17 protein-coding genes are annotated in these 19,309 nt (G+C 28.1%); all 17 read left to right on the top strand.

The genetic code is table 11. From position 1 onward, the window contains the following. The first annotated feature begins 135 nt into the window (after nucleotides 1-135). The 17 genes from FYJ83_RS04980 (at nucleotide 136) to FYJ83_RS04900 (ending at nucleotide 19,276) form a co-directional block, all read left to right on the top strand. The gene (locus FYJ83_RS04980; RefSeq protein WP_154439234.1) at nucleotides 136-300 is read left to right on the top strand and encodes a hypothetical protein; all 165 of its coding nucleotides are present in this window, start codon (nucleotides 136-138) and stop codon (nucleotides 298-300) included. A gap of 668 nt (nucleotides 301-968) precedes the next feature. Further along, the gene (locus tag FYJ83_RS04975; protein ID WP_195837921.1) at nucleotides 969-2,372 is read left to right on the top strand and encodes a radical SAM protein; all 1,404 of its coding nucleotides are present in this window, start codon (nucleotides 969-971) and stop codon (nucleotides 2,370-2,372) included. After that, nucleotides 2,362-3,405, top strand: coding sequence for a P-loop NTPase family protein (locus FYJ83_RS04970; RefSeq protein ID WP_154439232.1), 1,044 nt, complete (start codon nucleotides 2,362-2,364; stop codon nucleotides 3,403-3,405). The genes FYJ83_RS04975 and FYJ83_RS04970 overlap by 11 nt, the downstream gene beginning before the upstream one ends. A gap of 23 nt (nucleotides 3,406-3,428) precedes the next feature. Continuing rightward, nucleotides 3,429-3,611 carry a hypothetical protein gene (locus FYJ83_RS04965; protein ID WP_154439231.1) on the top strand — a complete coding sequence of 61 codons (183 nt, stop codon included), beginning with the start codon at nucleotides 3,429-3,431 and terminating at the stop codon, nucleotides 3,609-3,611. A 184-nt stretch (nucleotides 3,612-3,795) separates the two neighbouring features. After that, nucleotides 3,796-5,118 carry an ABC transporter permease subunit gene (locus tag FYJ83_RS04960; protein ID WP_154439230.1) on the top strand — a complete coding sequence of 441 codons (1,323 nt, stop codon included), beginning with the start codon at nucleotides 3,796-3,798 and terminating at the stop codon, nucleotides 5,116-5,118. Between the two features lie 40 nt (nucleotides 5,119-5,158). After that, nucleotides 5,159-6,490, top strand: a complete 1,332-nt coding sequence (locus tag FYJ83_RS04955) for an ABC transporter permease subunit (RefSeq protein ID WP_195837920.1) — start codon at nucleotides 5,159-5,161, stop codon at nucleotides 6,488-6,490. A gap of 42 nt (nucleotides 6,491-6,532) precedes the next feature. Continuing rightward, nucleotides 6,533-7,864 (top strand): ABC transporter permease subunit, encoded by a 1,332-nt coding sequence (locus FYJ83_RS04950; RefSeq protein ID WP_154439228.1) that lies wholly within the window; start codon nucleotides 6,533-6,535, stop codon nucleotides 7,862-7,864. A gap of 42 nt (nucleotides 7,865-7,906) precedes the next feature. Further along, nucleotides 7,907-9,238 (top strand): ABC transporter permease subunit, encoded by a 1,332-nt coding sequence (locus tag FYJ83_RS04945; protein WP_154439227.1) that lies wholly within the window; start codon nucleotides 7,907-7,909, stop codon nucleotides 9,236-9,238. 40 nt (nucleotides 9,239-9,278) lie between these two features. Beyond that, complete coding sequence (locus FYJ83_RS04940) at nucleotides 9,279-10,601, top strand: ABC transporter permease (protein ID WP_154439226.1); 1,323 nt, start codon at nucleotides 9,279-9,281, stop codon at nucleotides 10,599-10,601. 42 nt (nucleotides 10,602-10,643) lie between these two features. Continuing rightward, a complete protein-coding gene (locus tag FYJ83_RS04935; protein WP_154439225.1) occupies nucleotides 10,644-11,966 on the top strand; it encodes an ABC transporter permease subunit in 1,323 nt (440 codons plus the stop codon). A gap of 11 nt (nucleotides 11,967-11,977) precedes the next feature. Next, nucleotides 11,978-13,213 carry an ABC transporter permease gene (locus FYJ83_RS04930; RefSeq protein ID WP_154439224.1) on the top strand — a complete coding sequence of 412 codons (1,236 nt, stop codon included), beginning with the start codon at nucleotides 11,978-11,980 and terminating at the stop codon, nucleotides 13,211-13,213. After that, nucleotides 13,210-13,935: a peptidylprolyl isomerase gene (locus tag FYJ83_RS04925; protein WP_154439223.1), complete on the top strand. Its 726-nt coding sequence runs from the start codon at nucleotides 13,210-13,212 to the stop codon at nucleotides 13,933-13,935. Before FYJ83_RS04930 ends, FYJ83_RS04925 begins: the two co-directional genes overlap by 4 nt. Before the next feature lie 15 nt (nucleotides 13,936-13,950). Continuing rightward, nucleotides 13,951-14,847, top strand: coding sequence for an ABC transporter ATP-binding protein (locus FYJ83_RS04920; protein ID WP_154439222.1), 897 nt, complete (start codon nucleotides 13,951-13,953; stop codon nucleotides 14,845-14,847). 152 nt (nucleotides 14,848-14,999) lie between these two features. Continuing rightward, nucleotides 15,000-15,980, top strand: a complete 981-nt coding sequence (locus FYJ83_RS04915; protein ID WP_326828301.1) for an MBL fold metallo-hydrolase — start codon at nucleotides 15,000-15,002, stop codon at nucleotides 15,978-15,980. Nucleotides 15,981-16,030: 50 nt separating this feature from the next. Next, nucleotides 16,031-17,200 (top strand): iron-containing alcohol dehydrogenase, encoded by a 1,170-nt coding sequence (locus FYJ83_RS04910; protein ID WP_154439220.1) that lies wholly within the window; start codon nucleotides 16,031-16,033, stop codon nucleotides 17,198-17,200. A 142-nt stretch (nucleotides 17,201-17,342) separates the two neighbouring features. Next, nucleotides 17,343-18,275, top strand: coding sequence for a 1-phosphofructokinase family hexose kinase (locus tag FYJ83_RS04905; protein WP_154439219.1), 933 nt, complete (start codon nucleotides 17,343-17,345; stop codon nucleotides 18,273-18,275). A gap of 80 nt (nucleotides 18,276-18,355) precedes the next feature. After that, a complete protein-coding gene (locus FYJ83_RS04900) occupies nucleotides 18,356-19,276 on the top strand; it encodes a DUF5700 domain-containing putative Zn-dependent protease (protein WP_195837919.1) in 921 nt (306 codons plus the stop codon). Nucleotides 19,277-19,309: the final 33 nt, after the last annotated feature.

Here is a 19,309-nt window from a genome sequence, read left to right as displayed (position 1 = left end):
TACTTTTATTAAGTGAGGATTAAAATAGACATTTCATGTAAAATAAAATTATTTTGCTTAAAATGATCTACTAAAATAATAAAAAATTAATCAGAAGTATTGAAAAATACTACTTGATTTAAAGAGGTGATAAAGATGAAAGATAAACAAAGTAAAGATACTATTGATAAGAATTTCTTTAAGGCTATGAGCTATGAATTCGCTGGAGAAATTGGAGTAGTAGATAATGAAGAAATGAAAAATAATGTAGGACTCTCTTCAGATAAGGATGAAAAAAAGTTAAAGGAAAATAAGAAATAATGGGGCTATTTCATAACTATTAAATTAGTTATGAAATAGCTCTTTTTTTAGGTGAAATTTAAATCATAAAATTTTTATTACTAAATGGTTCCTTTATTTTACCATTGGTACAAAAATACATACTATTGGTGCAATAATTAACAAATTATTGGAAGATTATGTTAATATGATTTTAAATAAAATCAATAGTGTGAATAAATGTTAGAAAGATTGTATCATCAGCAGCTTAATAAGTCCAAATTCTAATAAATTTGGATTTATCGGTTACTAATATTAGGAAATATAAATAATAGGAGAAAAATAACTATATAAATTGTAATTATTTTATTTACAGTAAATTTAACTGGCTGTATGTACCATAATAAAAATAACTTAAGGGAATTGACCACTAAAGGGAAAGTAGAGGATTATATATATGGTAATCATTATACAAATTTCTGCTGGTGTCGAAATTTGTATAAATAAATCTGTTGACATGGATATTTGCGTATGATTAAATTAAAACCAAAGTCAGAATATTAATTTAATACAGAATTCTTCATATATATTTAGCTGATAATTGATTAAGTAAAAAAATATATAAAGGTTATGATAGGGTAGATAATTTATATTTAGATAACTTTAGATTTTTTAACTTTATGAGGTTAAAAATGGAAGGGGGAAAATTTTTGATTAATAAGGTATGGGAACAAAATGGGAAATATTATGTTTATGATGCTCAAAGGGACACTTATCGCAAAATTTCCAGGGGATTATATGATTTGATTTCAGAAAAAAAAGAAGTTTCAAATGATGATGTTATTGGAGAAGAGTATAGAAATCTTCAGCAGGATGGCTTCTTTAGAGATATAAATATTGAAGAATTCTGTCATCCTCTTACGGATAGTTTGGAATATTATCTAAATAGAAAACTTTCATTAGTAACCCTTCAAATAACACAAGATTGTAATCTTAGGTGTTCATATTGTCCTTATACTGGAAACGACAATGTAAATCGTCTACATAAAAAGAAATATATGGATATTGATTTAGCTAAGAAAGCTATTGACTATCTCTACGCACATTCCATAGATAGTGAAAAGATTACAATTGGATTCTATGGAGGAGAACCTCTCCTTGCTTTTGATACTATGAAATCAGTTGTAGACTATGCACATAATTTGATACAGGACAAGCTCCTTAGCTTTACAATAACCACCAATGCTACTTTAATGAATAGAGAGATATTGGAGTTCTTAAATGATAATAATTTTGATTTAGTCATAAGTATTGATGGTCCAAAAGAAATAAATGATGCAAATCGAGTTTTTGCTAATGTCAAAGATAGTGTATTTAATAAGGTTATGGAGAATATAGAGATTATTTATAGGGAGTACCCTGATTTGTTTAATAGAACTACTATCAACATGGTAATTGACCCTAGATTTAGTCTTGATAAGTATGCAGAGCTTTTCAATATCAATGAAGCTATGAGAAAGATAAAAGTTCAGTCTACAGTTTTAGATGATACTTATAAATCTATTAAAAACCATTTTTCTGATGAATTCATGGAGAGTTACTATCAATATAAGGAGGAGATGGGTAAGTTTTTATTTGAAGGAAATAATCTTTCGGATCGAGTTTCATATCAACTTGGAATGCCTTTATTCAACTCATTATTTGAAAGAATAATAAATGGATTTGATGAAAAATGGGGATTTTCTAAAAATATATGTCCTTCGGGACCATGTATTCCAGGAGCAACACGCTGGATGGTAGATATAAATGGTAATTTCTTTCCTTGTGAGCGTATCAGTGAAACTGTAGAAGAAAATGTAATCGGAAATATAGAAGAAGGATTTAATCTGGAGAAAGCAAAATTCATATTGAATATTCATAATCTATCAAAGGATAAATGTATAAATTGCTTTGCTTTTAGACATTGTGATGGATGTATAAAAAAATATGAAGGTTGCATATCTGGTAATGAAGAACAATTAGAAAATGAATGTAACCAAATAAGAGCTGGATTTGATAACATATTACACGATATTATTAATTTTAATGAAAGGTATGGATATTATGGACAATAAACTACAGTTATACCCAGTAAATAAACATTGTATGCCCTTAGCATATTACTATAAATATACTGATAAATCTATATCTTATTATACAGATGAATTGTCACCTTTAAATGGACAAAATTTAGGCGAGATTTTAAATATAAAGGGTTCATTTGAAACTATTGGGTCATTGGAAAATCTATCAATGAAGGAGAATATATTTTTCAATGATTTAGGTTATGAGGATAATCAGCTTTTGGAGAAAAGATTGCAGTCATTTACTGAAAAATACAAGAAAAGTTTTATTAGAAAATTAAGCGATATTAAATATGAAGATGCAGAATTAATCAATGGAGTAACCAATAATTTAATATCTTTAAATATCAAATTTTCAGAGAGTATAGGACCTATTGTTATTGCAGTTTCTGGATTTTATCAATCTATATATACTAGTATTATTGCATCGGTGTTAAAAGCAAAACTTGAGAAAAATGGAAATAAAGTAGTTATGCTATCTGATAATCCAAGCAATCAATCTATTGCATTACCATTATTTGGTACGAACTTTCAACAATTCACAGGAGTTTCTACAGGTGAAATTTATGAACTCAATATGAAATTAAAAGCAATAGAGATGACATTGAATCCTGATTTTATAATTATAGATATACCAGGAGGAATGATGAGAACTGATGAATTTTTTATGAATGACTTTGGAATTCATCTTTGGTCAGTAATGCAGTCAATCAAACCTGATTTTTACTTCAATGTAGTGCCTTTTACATTATATGATAATGAGTATAGGGAAATTGTAAATAAATATTTATCAAAATCATTCAATATAGATGTGGATTATTTTATTGTAACTAATGAATTTTATAAATTTCAGCAGACAAGAATGGATATATTGCCAGAAGCAGAATTTCGAAATATTTCAGATGACAAACTTTTGCATGATATAGACATTTCAGATAATGTGATTTATGCAGATTCACTTGAAAGGAATATATTGGATTCTTGGGTTAGTAATATAGTATCTTATAAACTTGATTGCATATAGATAAATTATTGGGAGGGATTTTAATGAATAGAAGGGAAGAGAAAAGAACTAATAGTTTTAAGAACATAATGGCAGACTGTTATTGCGATACTAGAGAAAATTGTACCTGTGGAATTGATCGAACTCAACGTACAACTCTAGCTATGAAGTGGATACAACCAATGAGAGAACAAGCTTGGTCAGGAGTTAGACCATCGTCATTATAATAGAAAAAGTAAGAGATATGGAAATTAGTAGAATAATAGGCTAGGATATAATATTTATGAGGATGGAACATGATTATAGTGATTAACTAAAGGTTTGATGCAATCAAGTATAAGATAAGTTATTCACTATTAATTAGCTGTATCCATCCTCCCTATTATTGGATCTTGGAGAAAGGGGGAAATCATGTTAAAGAGTTATGGAATAAGGCAAGTTTTAAATAAGAAAGTATTTTTTATTCTAATAGTGGCTATTATTTTTGTTTGTATTAGTGAATTAAATAATCTTAAATTAGAGGATTTTAATAATAGAAGTACTATAGGAATAAGTAATTCTATTAATGTGATTAAGGGTAAGGAAAGGACAGAATTTGTATTATCACTATATAAAAAAGATGGAATATATATACCAGATTTTAACTTGGCTTTTAAAAGTGCAGAGTTGGCAATGAAGAATATTGAAAATGGAAACTATACAGAGGCTTATAAATATGAAATGATGGTGAAAATTTTAGATTTAAACCTATATTCTCATCTTGAACAAAGAGAATATATAGAGCCAATTGCAAGACCTATATGGGAAGATATAAGTCCAGATATTGAATATCCAGATAATAATGGGGAAGAGTTTGATATTGATAAACCATCAGCTATTAATACCAATGTTAATTTTAAATATTGGCTTACTCATTTACAATATTTATATACCTGTTACAACTTGGGAATTCCATATGTTGAGGATCATAGTGCCAATAATATGGTGTTTTTATATAAAATCATGGATAAAATCATACCTGTATCTATTATTCTATTTATACTTCTATTAACCTACGATACAGTTAGTGAAGAACATAGAATTCATATATCAAGAAATATACTATCTCAACCATTTAAAAGACATACATATTTACAAAAGAAAATCATATCAAATATAGTTGCAATAGTTCCAGCTATAATAATCACAATTATTTTGATATGTATATTTGCTGGAATATACACAGATTCACACTCTTTAAAAATGCCAATTCTAACAACTAATAATCAATGGACAGAATTTCGCCATGATGGAATGAATATAGATAAAGAACAAAATAGTATGTTGTTTTGGAGAAGTAAATTAGGTCCAGTAATTTTTGATGTAGTAGACTTAGTAACAAAATTATTTGATAAAGTTGTATATTTTCCATTTTGGAAAGTGTTACTGATTTATTCTTTGGAGCTGATATTATTTGTTATATTTATACTTGCTATAACAATATATATATCAGCTATGACCAATAAAAAATCTATTTCTATGGTAGTAGGTGTTGGATTTATAGGAGGATTATATTTGGTATATAAGTATTTTCCTAAAATACCTAATCCACTACTTGCGTTAGAAACAAGAAACATAATAAGTGGTGCATCCAATTTTACATTATTATCTCTTACACTTATACAAGTAGCAAGTATATTAATAGTAGTTTTACTGGGAAATTATTTATTTAATAGGAAGGATATAAGCTATTGATATAAAATAGCTCTGCTAATTAATGAGAAAGGGGGAAATCATGTTAAAGATCTATGGAATAAAGCAAGTTTTAAATAAAAAAGTATTTTTTATTCTAATAGTGGCTATTGTTTTTGTTTGTATTAGTGAATTAAATAATCTTAAATTAGAGGATTTTAATAATAGAAGTACTATAGGAATAAACCATTCTATTAATGCCATTAAGTTCAACGAAGGGCTAGAGACCATATTTTTATCCTATGAGAAAGAAGGAAGAGATGGAAAATATGTACCATATTTTAACTTGGCTTTTAAAAGTGCAGAATTGGCAATGGAGAATATGAAACAGGGGAATTATACAGAGGTTTATAGATATGAAATGATGGTGAGAATTTTAGATTTAAACTTATATTCTCATCTTGAACAAAGAGAATATATAGAGCCAATTGCAAGACCTATATGGGAAGATATAAGTCCAGATATTGAATATCCAGATAATAATGGGGAAGAGTTTGATATTGATAGACCATCAGCTATTGATACCAATGATGATTTTAAATATTGGCTTACTCACTTACAATACTTATATACCTGCTACAACTTGGGGATTCCATATGTTGAGGATCATAGTGCCAATAATATGGTGTTCTTATATAAAATCATGGATAAAACCATACCTGTATCTATTATTCTATTTATACTTCTATTGACCTACGATACAGTTAGTGAAGAACATAGAATTCATATATCAAGAAATGTACTATCTCAACCATTTAAAAGACATACGTATTTACGAAAGAAAATCATATCAAATATAGTTGCAATAGTTCCAGCCATAATAATTACAATTATTTTGATCTGTATATTTGCTGGGATATACACAGATTCACACTCTTTAAAAATGCCAATTCTAACAACCAATAATCAATGGACAGAATTTTATCATAATGGGATGGACATAGAGAAGAAACAGGATAGTAAAATATTTGGAAGTGATAACTTAGGGCCTACACTTGTTAATAAGATAGATTTAGTAAAAAAATTGTTTGATAAAGTGGTGTATATTTCGTTTTGGCAGATGATAGTAACTTATTTCTTGGAAATGATTTTATTTATTATATTTATTTTAAGTATAACAATATATATATCAGCTATGACCAATAAAAAATCTATTTCTATGGGAGTAAGTGTTGGATTTATAGGAGGATTATATTTAATTTATAAATACTTTCCTAAAATACCCAATCCACTACTTGCGTTAGAAACAAGAAACATAATAAGTGGTGCATCCAATTTTACATTATTATCTCTTACACTTATACAAGTAGCAAGTATATTAATAGTAGTTTTAGTAGGAAGTTATTTATTTAATAGGAAGGATATAAGCTATTGATATAAAATAGCTCTGCTAATTAATAAGAAAAGGGGGGAAATCATGTTAAAGAGTTATGGAATAAGGCAAGTTTTAAATAAGAAAGTATTTTTTATTCTAATAGTGGTTATTGTTTTTGTTTGTATTAGTGAATTAAATAATCTTAAATTAGAGGATTTTAATAATAGAAGTACTATAGGAATAAACCATTCTATTAATGCCATTAAGTTCAACGAAGGGCTAGAGACCATATTTTTATCCTATGAGAAAGAAGGAAGAGATGGAAAATATGTACCATATTTTAACTTGGCTTTTAAAAGTGCAGAATTGGCAATGGAGAATATGAAACAGGGGAATTATACAGAGGTTTATAGATATGAAATGATGGTGAGAATTTTAGATTTAAACCTATATTCTCATCTTGAACAAAGAGAATATATAGAGCCAATTGCAAGACCTATATGGGAAGATATAAGTCCAGATATTGAATATCCAGATAATAATGGGGAAGAGTTTGATATTGATAGACCATCAGCTATTGATACCAATGATGATTTTAAATATTGGCTTACTCACTTACAATACTTATATACCTGCTACAACTTGGGGATTCCATATGTTGAGGATCATAGTGCCAATAATATGGTGTTCTTATATAAAATCATGGATAAAGTCATACCTGTATCTATTATTCTATTTATACTTCTATTGACCTACGATACAGTTAGTGAAGAACATAGAATTCATATATCAAGAAATATATTATCTCAACCATTTAAAAGACATACGTATTTACGAAAGAAAATCATATCAAATATAGTTGCAATAGTTCCAGCCATAATAATTACAATTATTTTGATCTGTATATTTGCTGGGATATACACAGATTCACACTCTTTAAAAATGCCAATTCTAACAACCAATAATCAATGGACAGAATTTTATCATAATGGGATGGACATAGAGAAGAAACAGGATAGTAAAATATTTGGAAGTGATAACTTAGGGGCTACACTTGTTAATAAGATAGATTTAGTAAAAAAATTGTTTGATAAAGTGGTGTATATTTCGTTTTGGCAGATGATAGTAACTTATTTCTTGGAAATGATTTTATTTATTATATTTATTTTAAGTATAACAATATATATATCAGCTACGACCAATAAAAAATCTATTTCTATGGGAGTAAGTGTTGGATTTATAGGAGGATTATATTTGGTATATAAATACTTTCCTAAAATACCCAATCCACTACTTGCGTTAGAAACAAGAAACATAATAAGTGGTGCATCCAATTTTACATTATTATCTCTTACACTTATACAAGTAGCAAGTATATTAATAGTAGTTTTACTGGGAAATTATTTATTTAATAGGAAGGATATAAGTTATTGATATAAAATAGCTCTGCTAATTAATAAGAAAGGGGGGGAAATCATGTTAAAGAGTTATGGAATAAGGCAAGTTTTAAATAAGAAAGTATTTTTTATTCTAATAGTGGTTATTGTTTTTGTTTGTATTAGTGAATTAAATAATCTTAAATTAGAGGATTTTAATAATAGAAGTACTATAGGAATAAATCATTCTATTAATATCATTGAATGGATCGAAAGACTAGAGAGAACATTTTCGTTATATGAGAAAGAAGGAAGAGATGGAAAAGAAGTACCATATTTTAGATTGGCTTTTAAAAGTGCAGAGTTGGCAATGGAGAATCTTGAACAGGGGAATTATATGGAGGCTTATAAATATGAAATGATGGTGAAAATTTTAGAACTAAACTTATATTCTCATCTTGAACAAAGAGAATATATAGAGCCTATTGCAAGACCTATTTGGGAAGATATAAGTCCAGATATTGAATATCCAGATAATAATGGGGCGGAGTTTGATTTTGATAGACCATTATCTATTGAGAGTAATGTTGATTTTAAATATTGGCTTACTCACTTACAATATCTATATACCTGCTACAACTTGGGGATTCCATATGTTGAGGATCATAGTGCCAATAATATGGTGTTCTTATATAAAATTATGGATAAAATCATACCTGTATCTATTATTCTATTTATTCTTCTATTGACCTACGATACAGTTAGTGAAGAACATAGAATTCATATATCAAGAAATATATTATCTCAACCAATTAAAAGATATACATATTTAAGAGAGAAAATCATATCAAATATATCTGCAATAGTTCCAACCATAATAATTACAATTACTTTGATATGTATATTTGCTACTATATACACAGATTCACACCCTTTAAAAATGCCAATTCTAACAACTAATAATCAATGGGTAAATTTTTATCATAATGGAATGAATATAGATAAAGAACAAAATAGTGAAATGTTTTGGGGAAGTAATTTAGGGCCAGTATTCTTTAATATAGTAGACTTAGGAACAAAATTATTTGATAAAGTTGTGTATATTCCATTTTGGCAGGTGTTACTGATTTTTTCTTTGGAGATGATATTATTTGTTGTATTTATTTTAAGCATCACAATATATACATCAGCTATGACCAATAAAAAATCTATTTCCATAGGAGTAGGTGTTGGCATCATAGGAGGATTATATTTGGTATATAAGTATTTTCCTAAAATACCTAATCCACTACTTGCGTTAGAAACAAGAAAGATAATAAGTGGTGCATCTAATTTTACATTATTATCTCTTACACTTATACAAGTAGCAAGTATATTGGTAGTAGTTTTAGTAGGGAATTATTTATTTAATAGGAAGGATATAAGCTATTGAGAGAGAATAGCTTTGCTAATTAATAAGAAAGGAGGAAATCATGTTAAAGACCTATGGAATAAAGCAAGTCTTAAATAAGAAAGTATTTTTGATTTTAATAACATCATTCATTTTTATTTGTTTTAGTAGGCTTAATAATTTAAAAATGGAAGATTTAAATAATAGAAATACTACTGATTTAAGTTTTTCCACTGTAACAATTCGGGAGGGAGATTTTGTGGAGAGTTTAATAGATAGAACAGAGGGAATGGTAAAAGAATATTTTTCTTTAACTCTTAAAAATTCAGAGTTAGCGTTGGAGAATAAGGATTTAGAAAACTACATAGAGGCATACAGATACGAAATGATAGGAAGAATTATAGATTTAAATGCTGTCTTTAAACTAGAACAGAGACAATATATAGAACCTATTGCAAAAACAATATGGAAGAATATAAATCCAGAAATAGCATATCCAGACAATAATGGACAAGAATATAAACTTGATTATACAGGTATAAAACCAGATCATATTTTAAAATCTTGGGTTTTAGATCTAAAATATCTATATACTTGTTACATCTTAGGAATTCCATATGTAGAAGATGACAGTGCCAATAATATGGTATTCTTATATAAAATCATGGATAAAATTATTCCCATATTTATAATAGGATTTGTTCTACTATTGACCTATGATACAGTTAGTGAAGAAAATAGACAACATATATCAAGAAGTATATTATCTCAACCAATTAAGAGAACTAAGTATTTACATGAAAAATTCTTTTCAAATATAGTAGTTATCGTTCCAACTATAATGATTATAATTACTTTAATATGTTTATTTGTTGCTATAGATACAGGTTCATATTCTATGAATATGCCAATTTTAACAACTAATAATCAATGGAATACATTTATTCATCACGGAATGAATTTGGAGAAACCACAAAACTCTACTAGATATGGAATATATGAAATAAGGAAATTAGGACCTACACATGTTGAGTGGAGGAGTTTAGGTTCAGAACTGTTTCAGAAAGTAATATTTCTTCCATTTTGGCAGATATTATTGGTTTATTCTTTAGAGATGATATTATTTGTAGTATTTATACTTGCTATAACAATATATATATCAGCTATGACCAATAAAAAGTCCATTTCTATGGGAGTAAGTGTTGGATTTATAGGAGGATTATATTTGGTATACAAGTATTTTCCTAAAATACCTAATCCACTACTTGCGTTAGAAACAAGAAACATAATAAGTGGTGCATCCAATTTTACATTATTATCTCTTACACTTATACAAGTAGCAAGTATATTAATAGTAGTTTTACTGGGAAATTATTTATTTAATAGGAAGGATATAAGTTATTGATATAAAATAGCTCTGCTAATTAATAAGAAAGGGGGGGAAATCATGTTAAAGAGTTATGGAATAAGGCAAGTTTTAAATAAGAAAGTATTTTTTATTCTAATAGTGGTTATTGTTTTTGTTTGTATTAGTGAGTTGAATAATCTTAAACTAGAGGATTTTAATAATAGAAATATTTCAGAGCTTAAACATTCAACTAGTATGAATAACAGTAAGGGAAGTTTAGAAAGAACAATATCCATATATAGAAAAGGTGAGAAGGAAGTACCTTACTTTAGATTAGCCATAAAAAATTCGGAGATAGCAATAGAAAATATAGAACAAGGAAATTACATAGAGGCATATAGATATGAAATGATGGTGAGAATTTTAGATTTAAACTTATATTCTCATCTTGAACAAAGAGAATATATAGAGTCTGTTGCAAGACCTATATGGGAGGATATAAGTCCAGATACTGAATATCCAGACAATAATGGAGAAGAATTTGATTTTTATAGTGGTTCGTCTCCTAATAGTCATACTGATTTTAAATACTGGCTTACTCACTTACAATATCTATATACCTGCTACACCTTGGGAATTCCATATGTTGAGGATCATAGTGCCAATAATATGGTGTTCTTATATAAAATCATGGATAAAGTCATACCTGTATCTATTATTCTATTTATACTTCTATTGACCTACGATACAGTTAGTGAAGAACATAGAATTCATATATCAAGAAATGTACTATCTCAACCATTTAAAAGACATACGTATTTACGAAAGAAAATCATATCAAATATAGTTGCAATAGTTCCATCCATGATAATTACAATTATTTTGATATGTATATTTACTGGGATATACACAGATTCACACTCTTTAAAAATGCCAATTCTAACAACTAATAATCAATGGACAGAATTTTATCATAATGGGATGGACATAGAGAAGAAACAGGATAGTAAAATATTTGGAAGTGATAACTTAGGGCCTACATTTGTTAATAAGAGGGACTTAGTAACAAATTTATTTGATAAAGTTGTATATCTTCCATTTTGGGAAGTGTTACTGATTTATTCTTTGGAGATGCTTTTATTTATTATATTTATTTTAAGTGTCACAATATATATATCAGCTATGACCAATAAAAAATCTATTTCCATAGGAGTAAGTGTTGGCATCATAGGAGGATTATATTTGGTACATAAATACTTTCCTAAAATACCCAATCCACTACTTGCGTTAGAAACAAGAAACATAATAAGTGGTGCATCTAATTTTACATTATTATCTCTTACACTTATACAAGTAGCAAGTATATTGGTAGTAGTTTTAGTAGGGAATTATTTATTTAATAGGAAGGATATAAGCTATTGAGAGGTGAGACTATGAAAGGATTAAAATTTGAAGTGAAAAAAGCATTAACACAGAAAAAAACATGGTTTATGCTGGTTTTAGTGTTATTGTATTGTATAGGATTAGTATTCGTTTTAAATCGTAAAGAAAAAGATTTTCTGGCTCAACAACAGAGGTATAATCAAAATACCATAGAAGAATACTCTGGACTTTTAAGTATGGCTAGAATAAAAATTATGGATTTAGAATATAGAGAGCCTGAAAATCATACTGAAATTGCCAAACAAGAAAGAGAAGCAGAATTTTATCAACATCTCTACTCTAAATCCCTTTTATCTGAGGAGATATATAATAAGATGGCATTGAGAAAGGAACTGAGTCAAAGTGAACTTTCAATTTTATTTATGAATAATAAATCTATGGATCAAGTTATTTTAAATGGTTATATAGAGGGCGTTGTTGATGAAAGCTGGATGGAAGAAAGAAGTTTGACACAAGAAAAACTAGAGAAGCAAATTACTGACTATGAAAATATTGAGACTTTAGATATAAAATATGAACCTAATCCATATGTGTTAAATGCTAAGAACTATATTAAGTTCTTCCTCCAGCAGATGAATATATTTATAATTCTTGTCCTGATTTTATTTATATCTATAAATGATTATGAAGGAGAAATTGAAGAAGGTTCTTATAAACTTATATATACCTCCCCATGGAACAGGAAAAGTCTATTATTGTCAAAATATATAGTAAGATCCATTGTAAACCTTCTACTTATTGTGATACCAGTATCAATTGTAATATTGATGATAGGATTAAGTTTCGGATGGGGAAATATGCTATATCCAGTTAGAGTTAGTGAGGAGGCAATGAAACTTTCTCTATTGTTGATATCAAATAATGAAACATATATTTCAACAAGTGGGTACTTAGGATTTCAAACCATAGGATTTATTTTTATAATAATATTTCAGACAATTATAGGAGTTTCCTTATCTGTATTACTAGAAGATAGCTCTACTAGTTTTGGATTGGTTTTAGGTATAATGATTGTATCGTTTATAGGTTCTATGTTAGACAATATATTAGCTGTACAAGTATTTTTTAATCCTTGGATATTTATGGATTTTACTGCTATTCTCAGTATAAATACCAAGGTAAGTATGTACTATGGGGTAATACTTCAACTATTGATTATGATAATAGTTACTATGTATACATCCTATATATTTAATAAAAGAGATTTAATAGGAGGTAAGTCATGAAAAAAAGTATTGTTATTTTAACGGTCGTAATTGCTTTGATAATATCAGGTTGTAAAAATACAGATAATCAAGAGGAAACATACATGGACATAAAGGAGCCAGAAGTAGTAAATTATCAATCTATTCAATGTAGGCAGATAGAAGAAGCATTGAAAGAAGAAATAACTGCAACTATTGAAACCAATTATGGTAGTGTAGTTGTATCATTATTTCCTAAAGAGGCTCCTTTAATGGTAGATAATTTTATTAAACTTGTTGAAGAGAAATATTATGAAGATTTTGGACTTGTAAATGTAACTTCTGTGTCCATAGGAGTAGGAAAAATAGGAGAGCCTGATTATACCTTTAAAACAGCAACAGGAGAAAATATCCCTGTGGAAATAAATGAGGACTTTGGAATGATATATGGTAGTTTAGTAGCACCTCGCCGCATCAATGTAGAAGGGGAAGAATCTTTAAATACAGGGAATTTTGCCATTATAGATAAGGACTTTCTGACAGATGAAGAAGAAAAGGAGCTTATAGATATGGAGATGACACAGGAACTGCGAGAGGCATTTCAAACAGTGGGAGGAAATATAAGAAATCATAAGGACATTACTGTATTTGGTCAAGTAATTAAGGGTATGGAAGTTATTGAGGAAATAAGAAAATTAGAGGTAGGACCATTAAATCAGCCTAATAAGCTAATACAAATATTGAGTATAAAAATTTCAGAGTAAAAGTAGGTGAAAACTATGGAAAAAATTTTAGAAATAAAAGATTTAAATAAAAGTTTCGGAAAAGAAAAGATTCTTCATGATATTAATATGGATATTTATCCAAATGAAATTGTAGGTTTCATTGGTCCAAATGGTGCTGGAAAGTCTACAGTTATGAAATGTATACTTTCCCTTATTTTTCCTGATAGTGGTACTATTACTGTAAATGGATTTGATATAAAAAAAGAACGTTTAAAGGCTTTGGACTGTATGGCAGGAGTTATTGAATCTCCAGGTTTGTTTTTGGATATGTCAGGGGAGAATAATATAAAGCTATTTGCAGAACTAAGAGGAATTGACTCCAAACGTGTAAAGGAGATAATGGAATTTACAGAACTAGGACATAGTTTGAAAAGAAAGGCTGGGAATTATTCCATGGGAATGAAACAGCGTCTTGCTTTAGGAATAGCTTTACTAAGTAAGCCTAAACTATTGATTTTAGATGAGCCTACAAATGGGTTAGATCCTACGGCTGTTATTAATTTGAGAAATGAACTTTTAGAACTAGTCAATAAAGAGGATATTTCTATATTATTCTCATCACATCAATTGGAAGAAGTAGAAAAACTAAGTGATCGTTTAATTTGTATTAATAAAGGAAGAATAGTTCATCCAGAGATAAATGCTTCTTTACAGGATATATATATTATTGAAGTAAATAATATGGAATTGGCAAGAGAATTTTTTCAAAAAAATAATATCAATTATAATACTAATGACAGTAAAATTGAAGTGGTTATTGATAAAGGTGAGATACAAAACCTTATAGTTTCAATGGCTAATGAAGGAATAAATATAAGTAATCTGGAGAAAAAGATTGTTACACTGGAGGAATTATATAAAGGTATATATTGTGAAGTAAAAAATATATAGTTATAAAAAGCACCTTTAACATTTTGGCAATTATCAAATGTAGAGGTGCTTTTTATAACGAATAGTAATTTTCCTACATATACCAAATATTAAATTTTCATTTGACAACCTTTCCATAACAAAATACTATATAGATAAAAGAATACAGCGAGGTGAATAATTTGGTTACTAAGGTTTATGAAAATATATATATGATTGAAGTGGTTCTTCCAGAAAATCCTTTAAAAGCCTTAAATTCATATGTAATAAAGGGTAAAAACAAGTCTTTAATAATAGATACAGGATTTAATAGAAAGGAATGTATAGATGGACTTTTTCAAGGATTAAAAGAATTGGATATAAATATAGAAGATACTGAATTGTTTATTACACATCTTCATGCAGACCACTCAGGAATGGCATCTATATTTAAAGATAGAGGAATTAAAATATATGCTGGAGAAATAGATGGAAGACTAATCAATGAAATGACGTCAATGTCTTATTGGGAAAGATTTGAGGAATTTAAAGTATTATTCGATTTAGAAAGGGATAGAGTTACATTTAGTGAACACCCTGGATATAAATATTGTTTAAAAGAACCAGTTGAATTTACATATATTAGTGAAGGAAAGGGGATACAGGTTGGAAATTATTTTTTTGAAGTAATAGATATACCAGGTCATACTCCTGGACATATAGGTTTATATGAAAGAAATCATAAGCTGTTTTTCTGTGGAGACCATATTTTAGATAGAATTACTCCTAATATTGGATTTTGGGGATTTGAAGAAAATATTTTAGCTGTATATTTTAATAGTTTGGCAAAGATATACTCTTATGATATAGACTATTTATTTCCTTCCCATAGAAATATAATTAGAGATCACACTAGACGAATTACTGAATTATTAGCTCATCATAAGGAAAGATTAGGTGAAATACTTTATATATTGGAAAGTGGTGAGTCTACTGTAAGAGATGTGACTGCTAGAATGGAGTGGAAAATACGGGCTAATTCCTTTGAAGATTTCCCTATTCCTCAAAAATGGTTTGCAGCTGGAGAAGCAATGGCTCATTTAGAGTACTTATATTGTACTGGAAAACTTTATAAGGAATTAAGAGAAGGGAAGTTAATTTACAAATTAAAATAAAGTTCTTTGGGTATTATATATAAGAAAAAGAAATTAAAGGAGATGAATATATGTTAAATTTTAATTATAATATACCTACTAGAGTTTTCTTTGGAGAGGGTAAAATAGAAGTCTTAGGAAAACAAATAAAGAAATATGGCTCTAGGGTACTTCTTACTTATGGTGGTGGAAGTATTAAAAAAATCGGACTATATGATAAAGTAATAAGTATATTGAAAGAAAATAATATTCCGTACTTTGAATTATCAGGTATAGAACCAAATCCAAGGGTTGAGTCTGTAATTGAAGGTGTGAAAATATGTAGAGAAAATAATATTGACTTTATACTGGCAGTAGGTGGAGGTAGTACCATAGATTGCTCTAAAGTCATAGGAGCGGCATATTATTATGATGGAAATCCATGGGATTTAGTTATAGGTAAATCAAAAGTTGAAAATGTACTACCCATAGGCACTATATTGACACTATCTGCCACTGGTTCAGAAATGGATGCAGGTGCAGTTATAACAAATTTAGAAACAAATCAAAAATATGGTATAGGACATTCCGGTATGTTTCCTAAGTTTTCAATTTTAGACCCTACTTACACTTATACAGTTTCAAAATATCAAACTGCTTCAGGTGTAGCTGATATTATAAGTCATACCCTTGAAGAATATTTTAGCAATGTTAAAGGTGCATATCTTCAAGATAGATTAGCAGAAGGAATATTAAAAACTTGTATAAAATATGGTAGAATAGCCATAGATGAACCAACAAATTATGAGGCAAGAGCAAACCTTATGTGGGCTTCCTCTTTAGCCATTAATGGATTAATAGGATATGGAAAAGATTCAGCTTGGACAGTTCATCCATTGGAGCATGAATTATCTGCATATTATGATATTACCCATGGAGTAGGATTAGCCATACTTACACCTCATTGGATGGAACATGTATTAGATCAAGATAATTTATGGAAGTTTGTGGAATATGGAGTGAATGTATGGGATATAGATAGAAATCTTGATGATATGGAAATAGCCAAGAAATCAATAGAAAAAACCAGTGAATTTTTCAAATCCCTAGGTATACCTATGACTCTGAAAGAAGTTGGAATCGGGGAAGAAAAACTTGAAATAATGGCTAAGGCATTAATGGAGTATGCAGAAGGGTCTGTAGGTAATTTCAAACCTTTAGCATATGAAGATGTATTAAGTATATATAAGAAATCACTATAATAAAGGCTTTCATGGAAGAGTTAAATGTAGCTTTTGTTGAAACTTATTTAGGTAATAACAAGTTCAAAGATTTTAAAAAGGAAAAAAGTAGAACTTTCCTATTCGTTATAAAAAAATAGTTGATGGTTAGGGGGTGATAAATGTGATTTTAACCATAGATTTAAATCCTGCCATAGAAAAAAGATATATTGTAGATAATATTTCCATAGGAGATAATATAAAAGCTAGTTCTTTTACTTATAATCTATCTGGAAAAGGAATAAAAGTGGAGAAACTATTAAATATTTTCAATGAAAACTCATTTCTTACTGGATTTTTAGGAGGTATAAATGGGGAATACTTCCATATGAAACTGAAAGATGCAGGAATACCTCATGAGTTTGTTGGTATTAAAGAAGAAACCAGAACTATTATTAAACTAAAGGATATATCGGAAAATTATATTAATATAATGGAAGAAGCTCCTAGAATCACTAGGGAAGAATTGACTAAATTCTATAATTTATCTTCTGACTTATTGGAAAATATGGATATTATATGTGGATTAGGATCAACATTTCATCCAAGTGTACCAAAAGATATTTACTTTGATTTAATAACTTTAGCCAATAAGAAAAGAAAAAAGTTCATTTTAGATGGAACAGAGGATAAAACAAGGTACGGAATAGATGCTTCTCCTTATATGGTAGTACTAAATAAGAGGGAATTAGAAGGTCTAATGAATGTAACCTTAGATTTTGAAAATCAAATTATTAAATCAGGGCAATATATCCTTGATAGGGGAGTAGGTTTTGTAATCATTGATTTACAAGAAAAAGGCAGTATAGTCTTAGGACAGGACAAAGGCTATAGAGTTGAAATTCCTAATTATGAATGTGAATTAGGAACTGATCATAGTGGTATGATAGCTGGATTTGCCCTTGGTATAAATAGAAACTATGATTTAGATATGACTATGAAATTGGGACAATCCTTTAGTATAGTATCCAATATGGATTCCAATTTAGAAACCACTGAAATAAGTGATATAAAAAGAATTATGGGACAAATAGACATATATTCAATTAATTATTAATTATATAGAATACTCCTTTTTTAAAGCCATATATATTTATTATAATGCTTTAAGAAAGGATTTTTTTTGTGAAAATTCATATGGAAAGTATAAAAATACTATTAGATATATTAGAGGAAAATAAAACAGATTATCAAAAACTAGTTAAATTCACTAAGACTAAGGAAGTCCAAGGCTTTATTCAACATGAAAAAATTTTTAATAGAAAAATAAGCGAAGACATTATAATTAAAGAAATAATAAAGCTAAAAACTAGAACTGATTATAAAGATAAATATGATTTTTATATAATAAAAAACAATATAAATATAATAAGGGACAGCTTAAACTATATAGAAACACACCAATATTTAATTATCAAACAGGCTTTAGACAGGATTAAGAATATAGTGCCTGAAAACATAAAAACAAATTCTAATATTTATCTTTACATAGGAGGAATAGATGGGGGATTTTCAATATATGGAAAGAATATATTTATTAACTATATAAAATATTTTAATAAAACAGATGAACTGATTAAAATCTTAAGTCATGAATTATTCCATTGCAGAATTACACCATTTAAAAATAAATTTAGAATTTTTCTATTTTTAGATACTAAAAAATATATATATGAGATTTTAGGAAAGATTTTAGAAGAAGGAATTGCATCATTGATACAACATGGAACAACTTTAGAAAAAGATGACCCTATAGGAACTGTCACTAAGGAGAAAATAAAGAATATAGAAGAAAAATTTCAAGTATTAAATAGTGTATTATTGAAACTAAAAGGTGGAAATATAGATTATTTACAACTTGGAGAAATAGATATTTATTCCATAGGATATTATATGGTAAGTTTCTTATATAGATATTATGGTATAGAAATACTGAAGCCTTGGATATTTAAATATGACTATAATATATGTATAGAGTCATATATCCATAAGGCTGAAAAAGAAGGGCTTAATTCTGGATTTTCAAAGGAAATAGAAGAGTGGATATTAAATTTATAAAAATAGTTGTTTAAAACATAGACTAGCTTAAAT

It is taken from the genome of Tissierella pigra (genome assembly GCF_009695605.1).
Taxonomy (GTDB): domain Bacteria; phylum Bacillota; class Clostridia; order Tissierellales; family Tissierellaceae; genus Tissierella; species Tissierella pigra.
This window is presented reverse-complemented; position numbering and strand designations above follow the sequence as displayed.

What these genes read in the sequence shown, in the direction of transcription:
- FYJ83_RS04920 (WP_154439222.1), top strand. Translation starts at nt 13,951, where the DNA reads ATGGAAAAAATTTTAGAAATAAAAGATTTAAATAAAAGTTTCGGAAAA.
- FYJ83_RS04960 (WP_154439230.1), top strand. Translation starts at nt 3,796, where the DNA reads ATGTTAAAGAGTTATGGAATAAGGCAAGTTTTAAATAAGAAAGTATTT.
- FYJ83_RS04930 (WP_154439224.1), top strand. Translation starts at nt 11,978, where the DNA reads ATGAAAGGATTAAAATTTGAAGTGAAAAAAGCATTAACACAGAAAAAA.
- FYJ83_RS04900 (WP_195837919.1), top strand. Translation starts at nt 18,356, where the DNA reads ATGGAAAGTATAAAAATACTATTAGATATATTAGAGGAAAATAAAACA.
- FYJ83_RS04955 (WP_195837920.1), top strand. Translation starts at nt 5,159, where the DNA reads ATGTTAAAGATCTATGGAATAAAGCAAGTTTTAAATAAAAAAGTATTT.
- FYJ83_RS04970 (WP_154439232.1), top strand. Translation starts at nt 2,362, where the DNA reads ATGGACAATAAACTACAGTTATACCCAGTAAATAAACATTGTATGCCC.
- FYJ83_RS04950 (WP_154439228.1), top strand. Translation starts at nt 6,533, where the DNA reads ATGTTAAAGAGTTATGGAATAAGGCAAGTTTTAAATAAGAAAGTATTT.
- FYJ83_RS04925 (WP_154439223.1), top strand. Translation starts at nt 13,210, where the DNA reads ATGAAAAAAAGTATTGTTATTTTAACGGTCGTAATTGCTTTGATAATA.
- FYJ83_RS04945 (WP_154439227.1), top strand. Translation starts at nt 7,907, where the DNA reads ATGTTAAAGAGTTATGGAATAAGGCAAGTTTTAAATAAGAAAGTATTT.
- FYJ83_RS04980 (WP_154439234.1), top strand. Translation starts at nt 136, where the DNA reads ATGAAAGATAAACAAAGTAAAGATACTATTGATAAGAATTTCTTTAAG.
- FYJ83_RS04910 (WP_154439220.1), top strand. Translation starts at nt 16,031, where the DNA reads ATGTTAAATTTTAATTATAATATACCTACTAGAGTTTTCTTTGGAGAG.
- FYJ83_RS04940 (WP_154439226.1), top strand. Translation starts at nt 9,279, where the DNA reads ATGTTAAAGACCTATGGAATAAAGCAAGTCTTAAATAAGAAAGTATTT.
- FYJ83_RS04965 (WP_154439231.1), top strand. Translation starts at nt 3,429, where the DNA reads ATGAATAGAAGGGAAGAGAAAAGAACTAATAGTTTTAAGAACATAATG.
- FYJ83_RS04935 (WP_154439225.1), top strand. Translation starts at nt 10,644, where the DNA reads ATGTTAAAGAGTTATGGAATAAGGCAAGTTTTAAATAAGAAAGTATTT.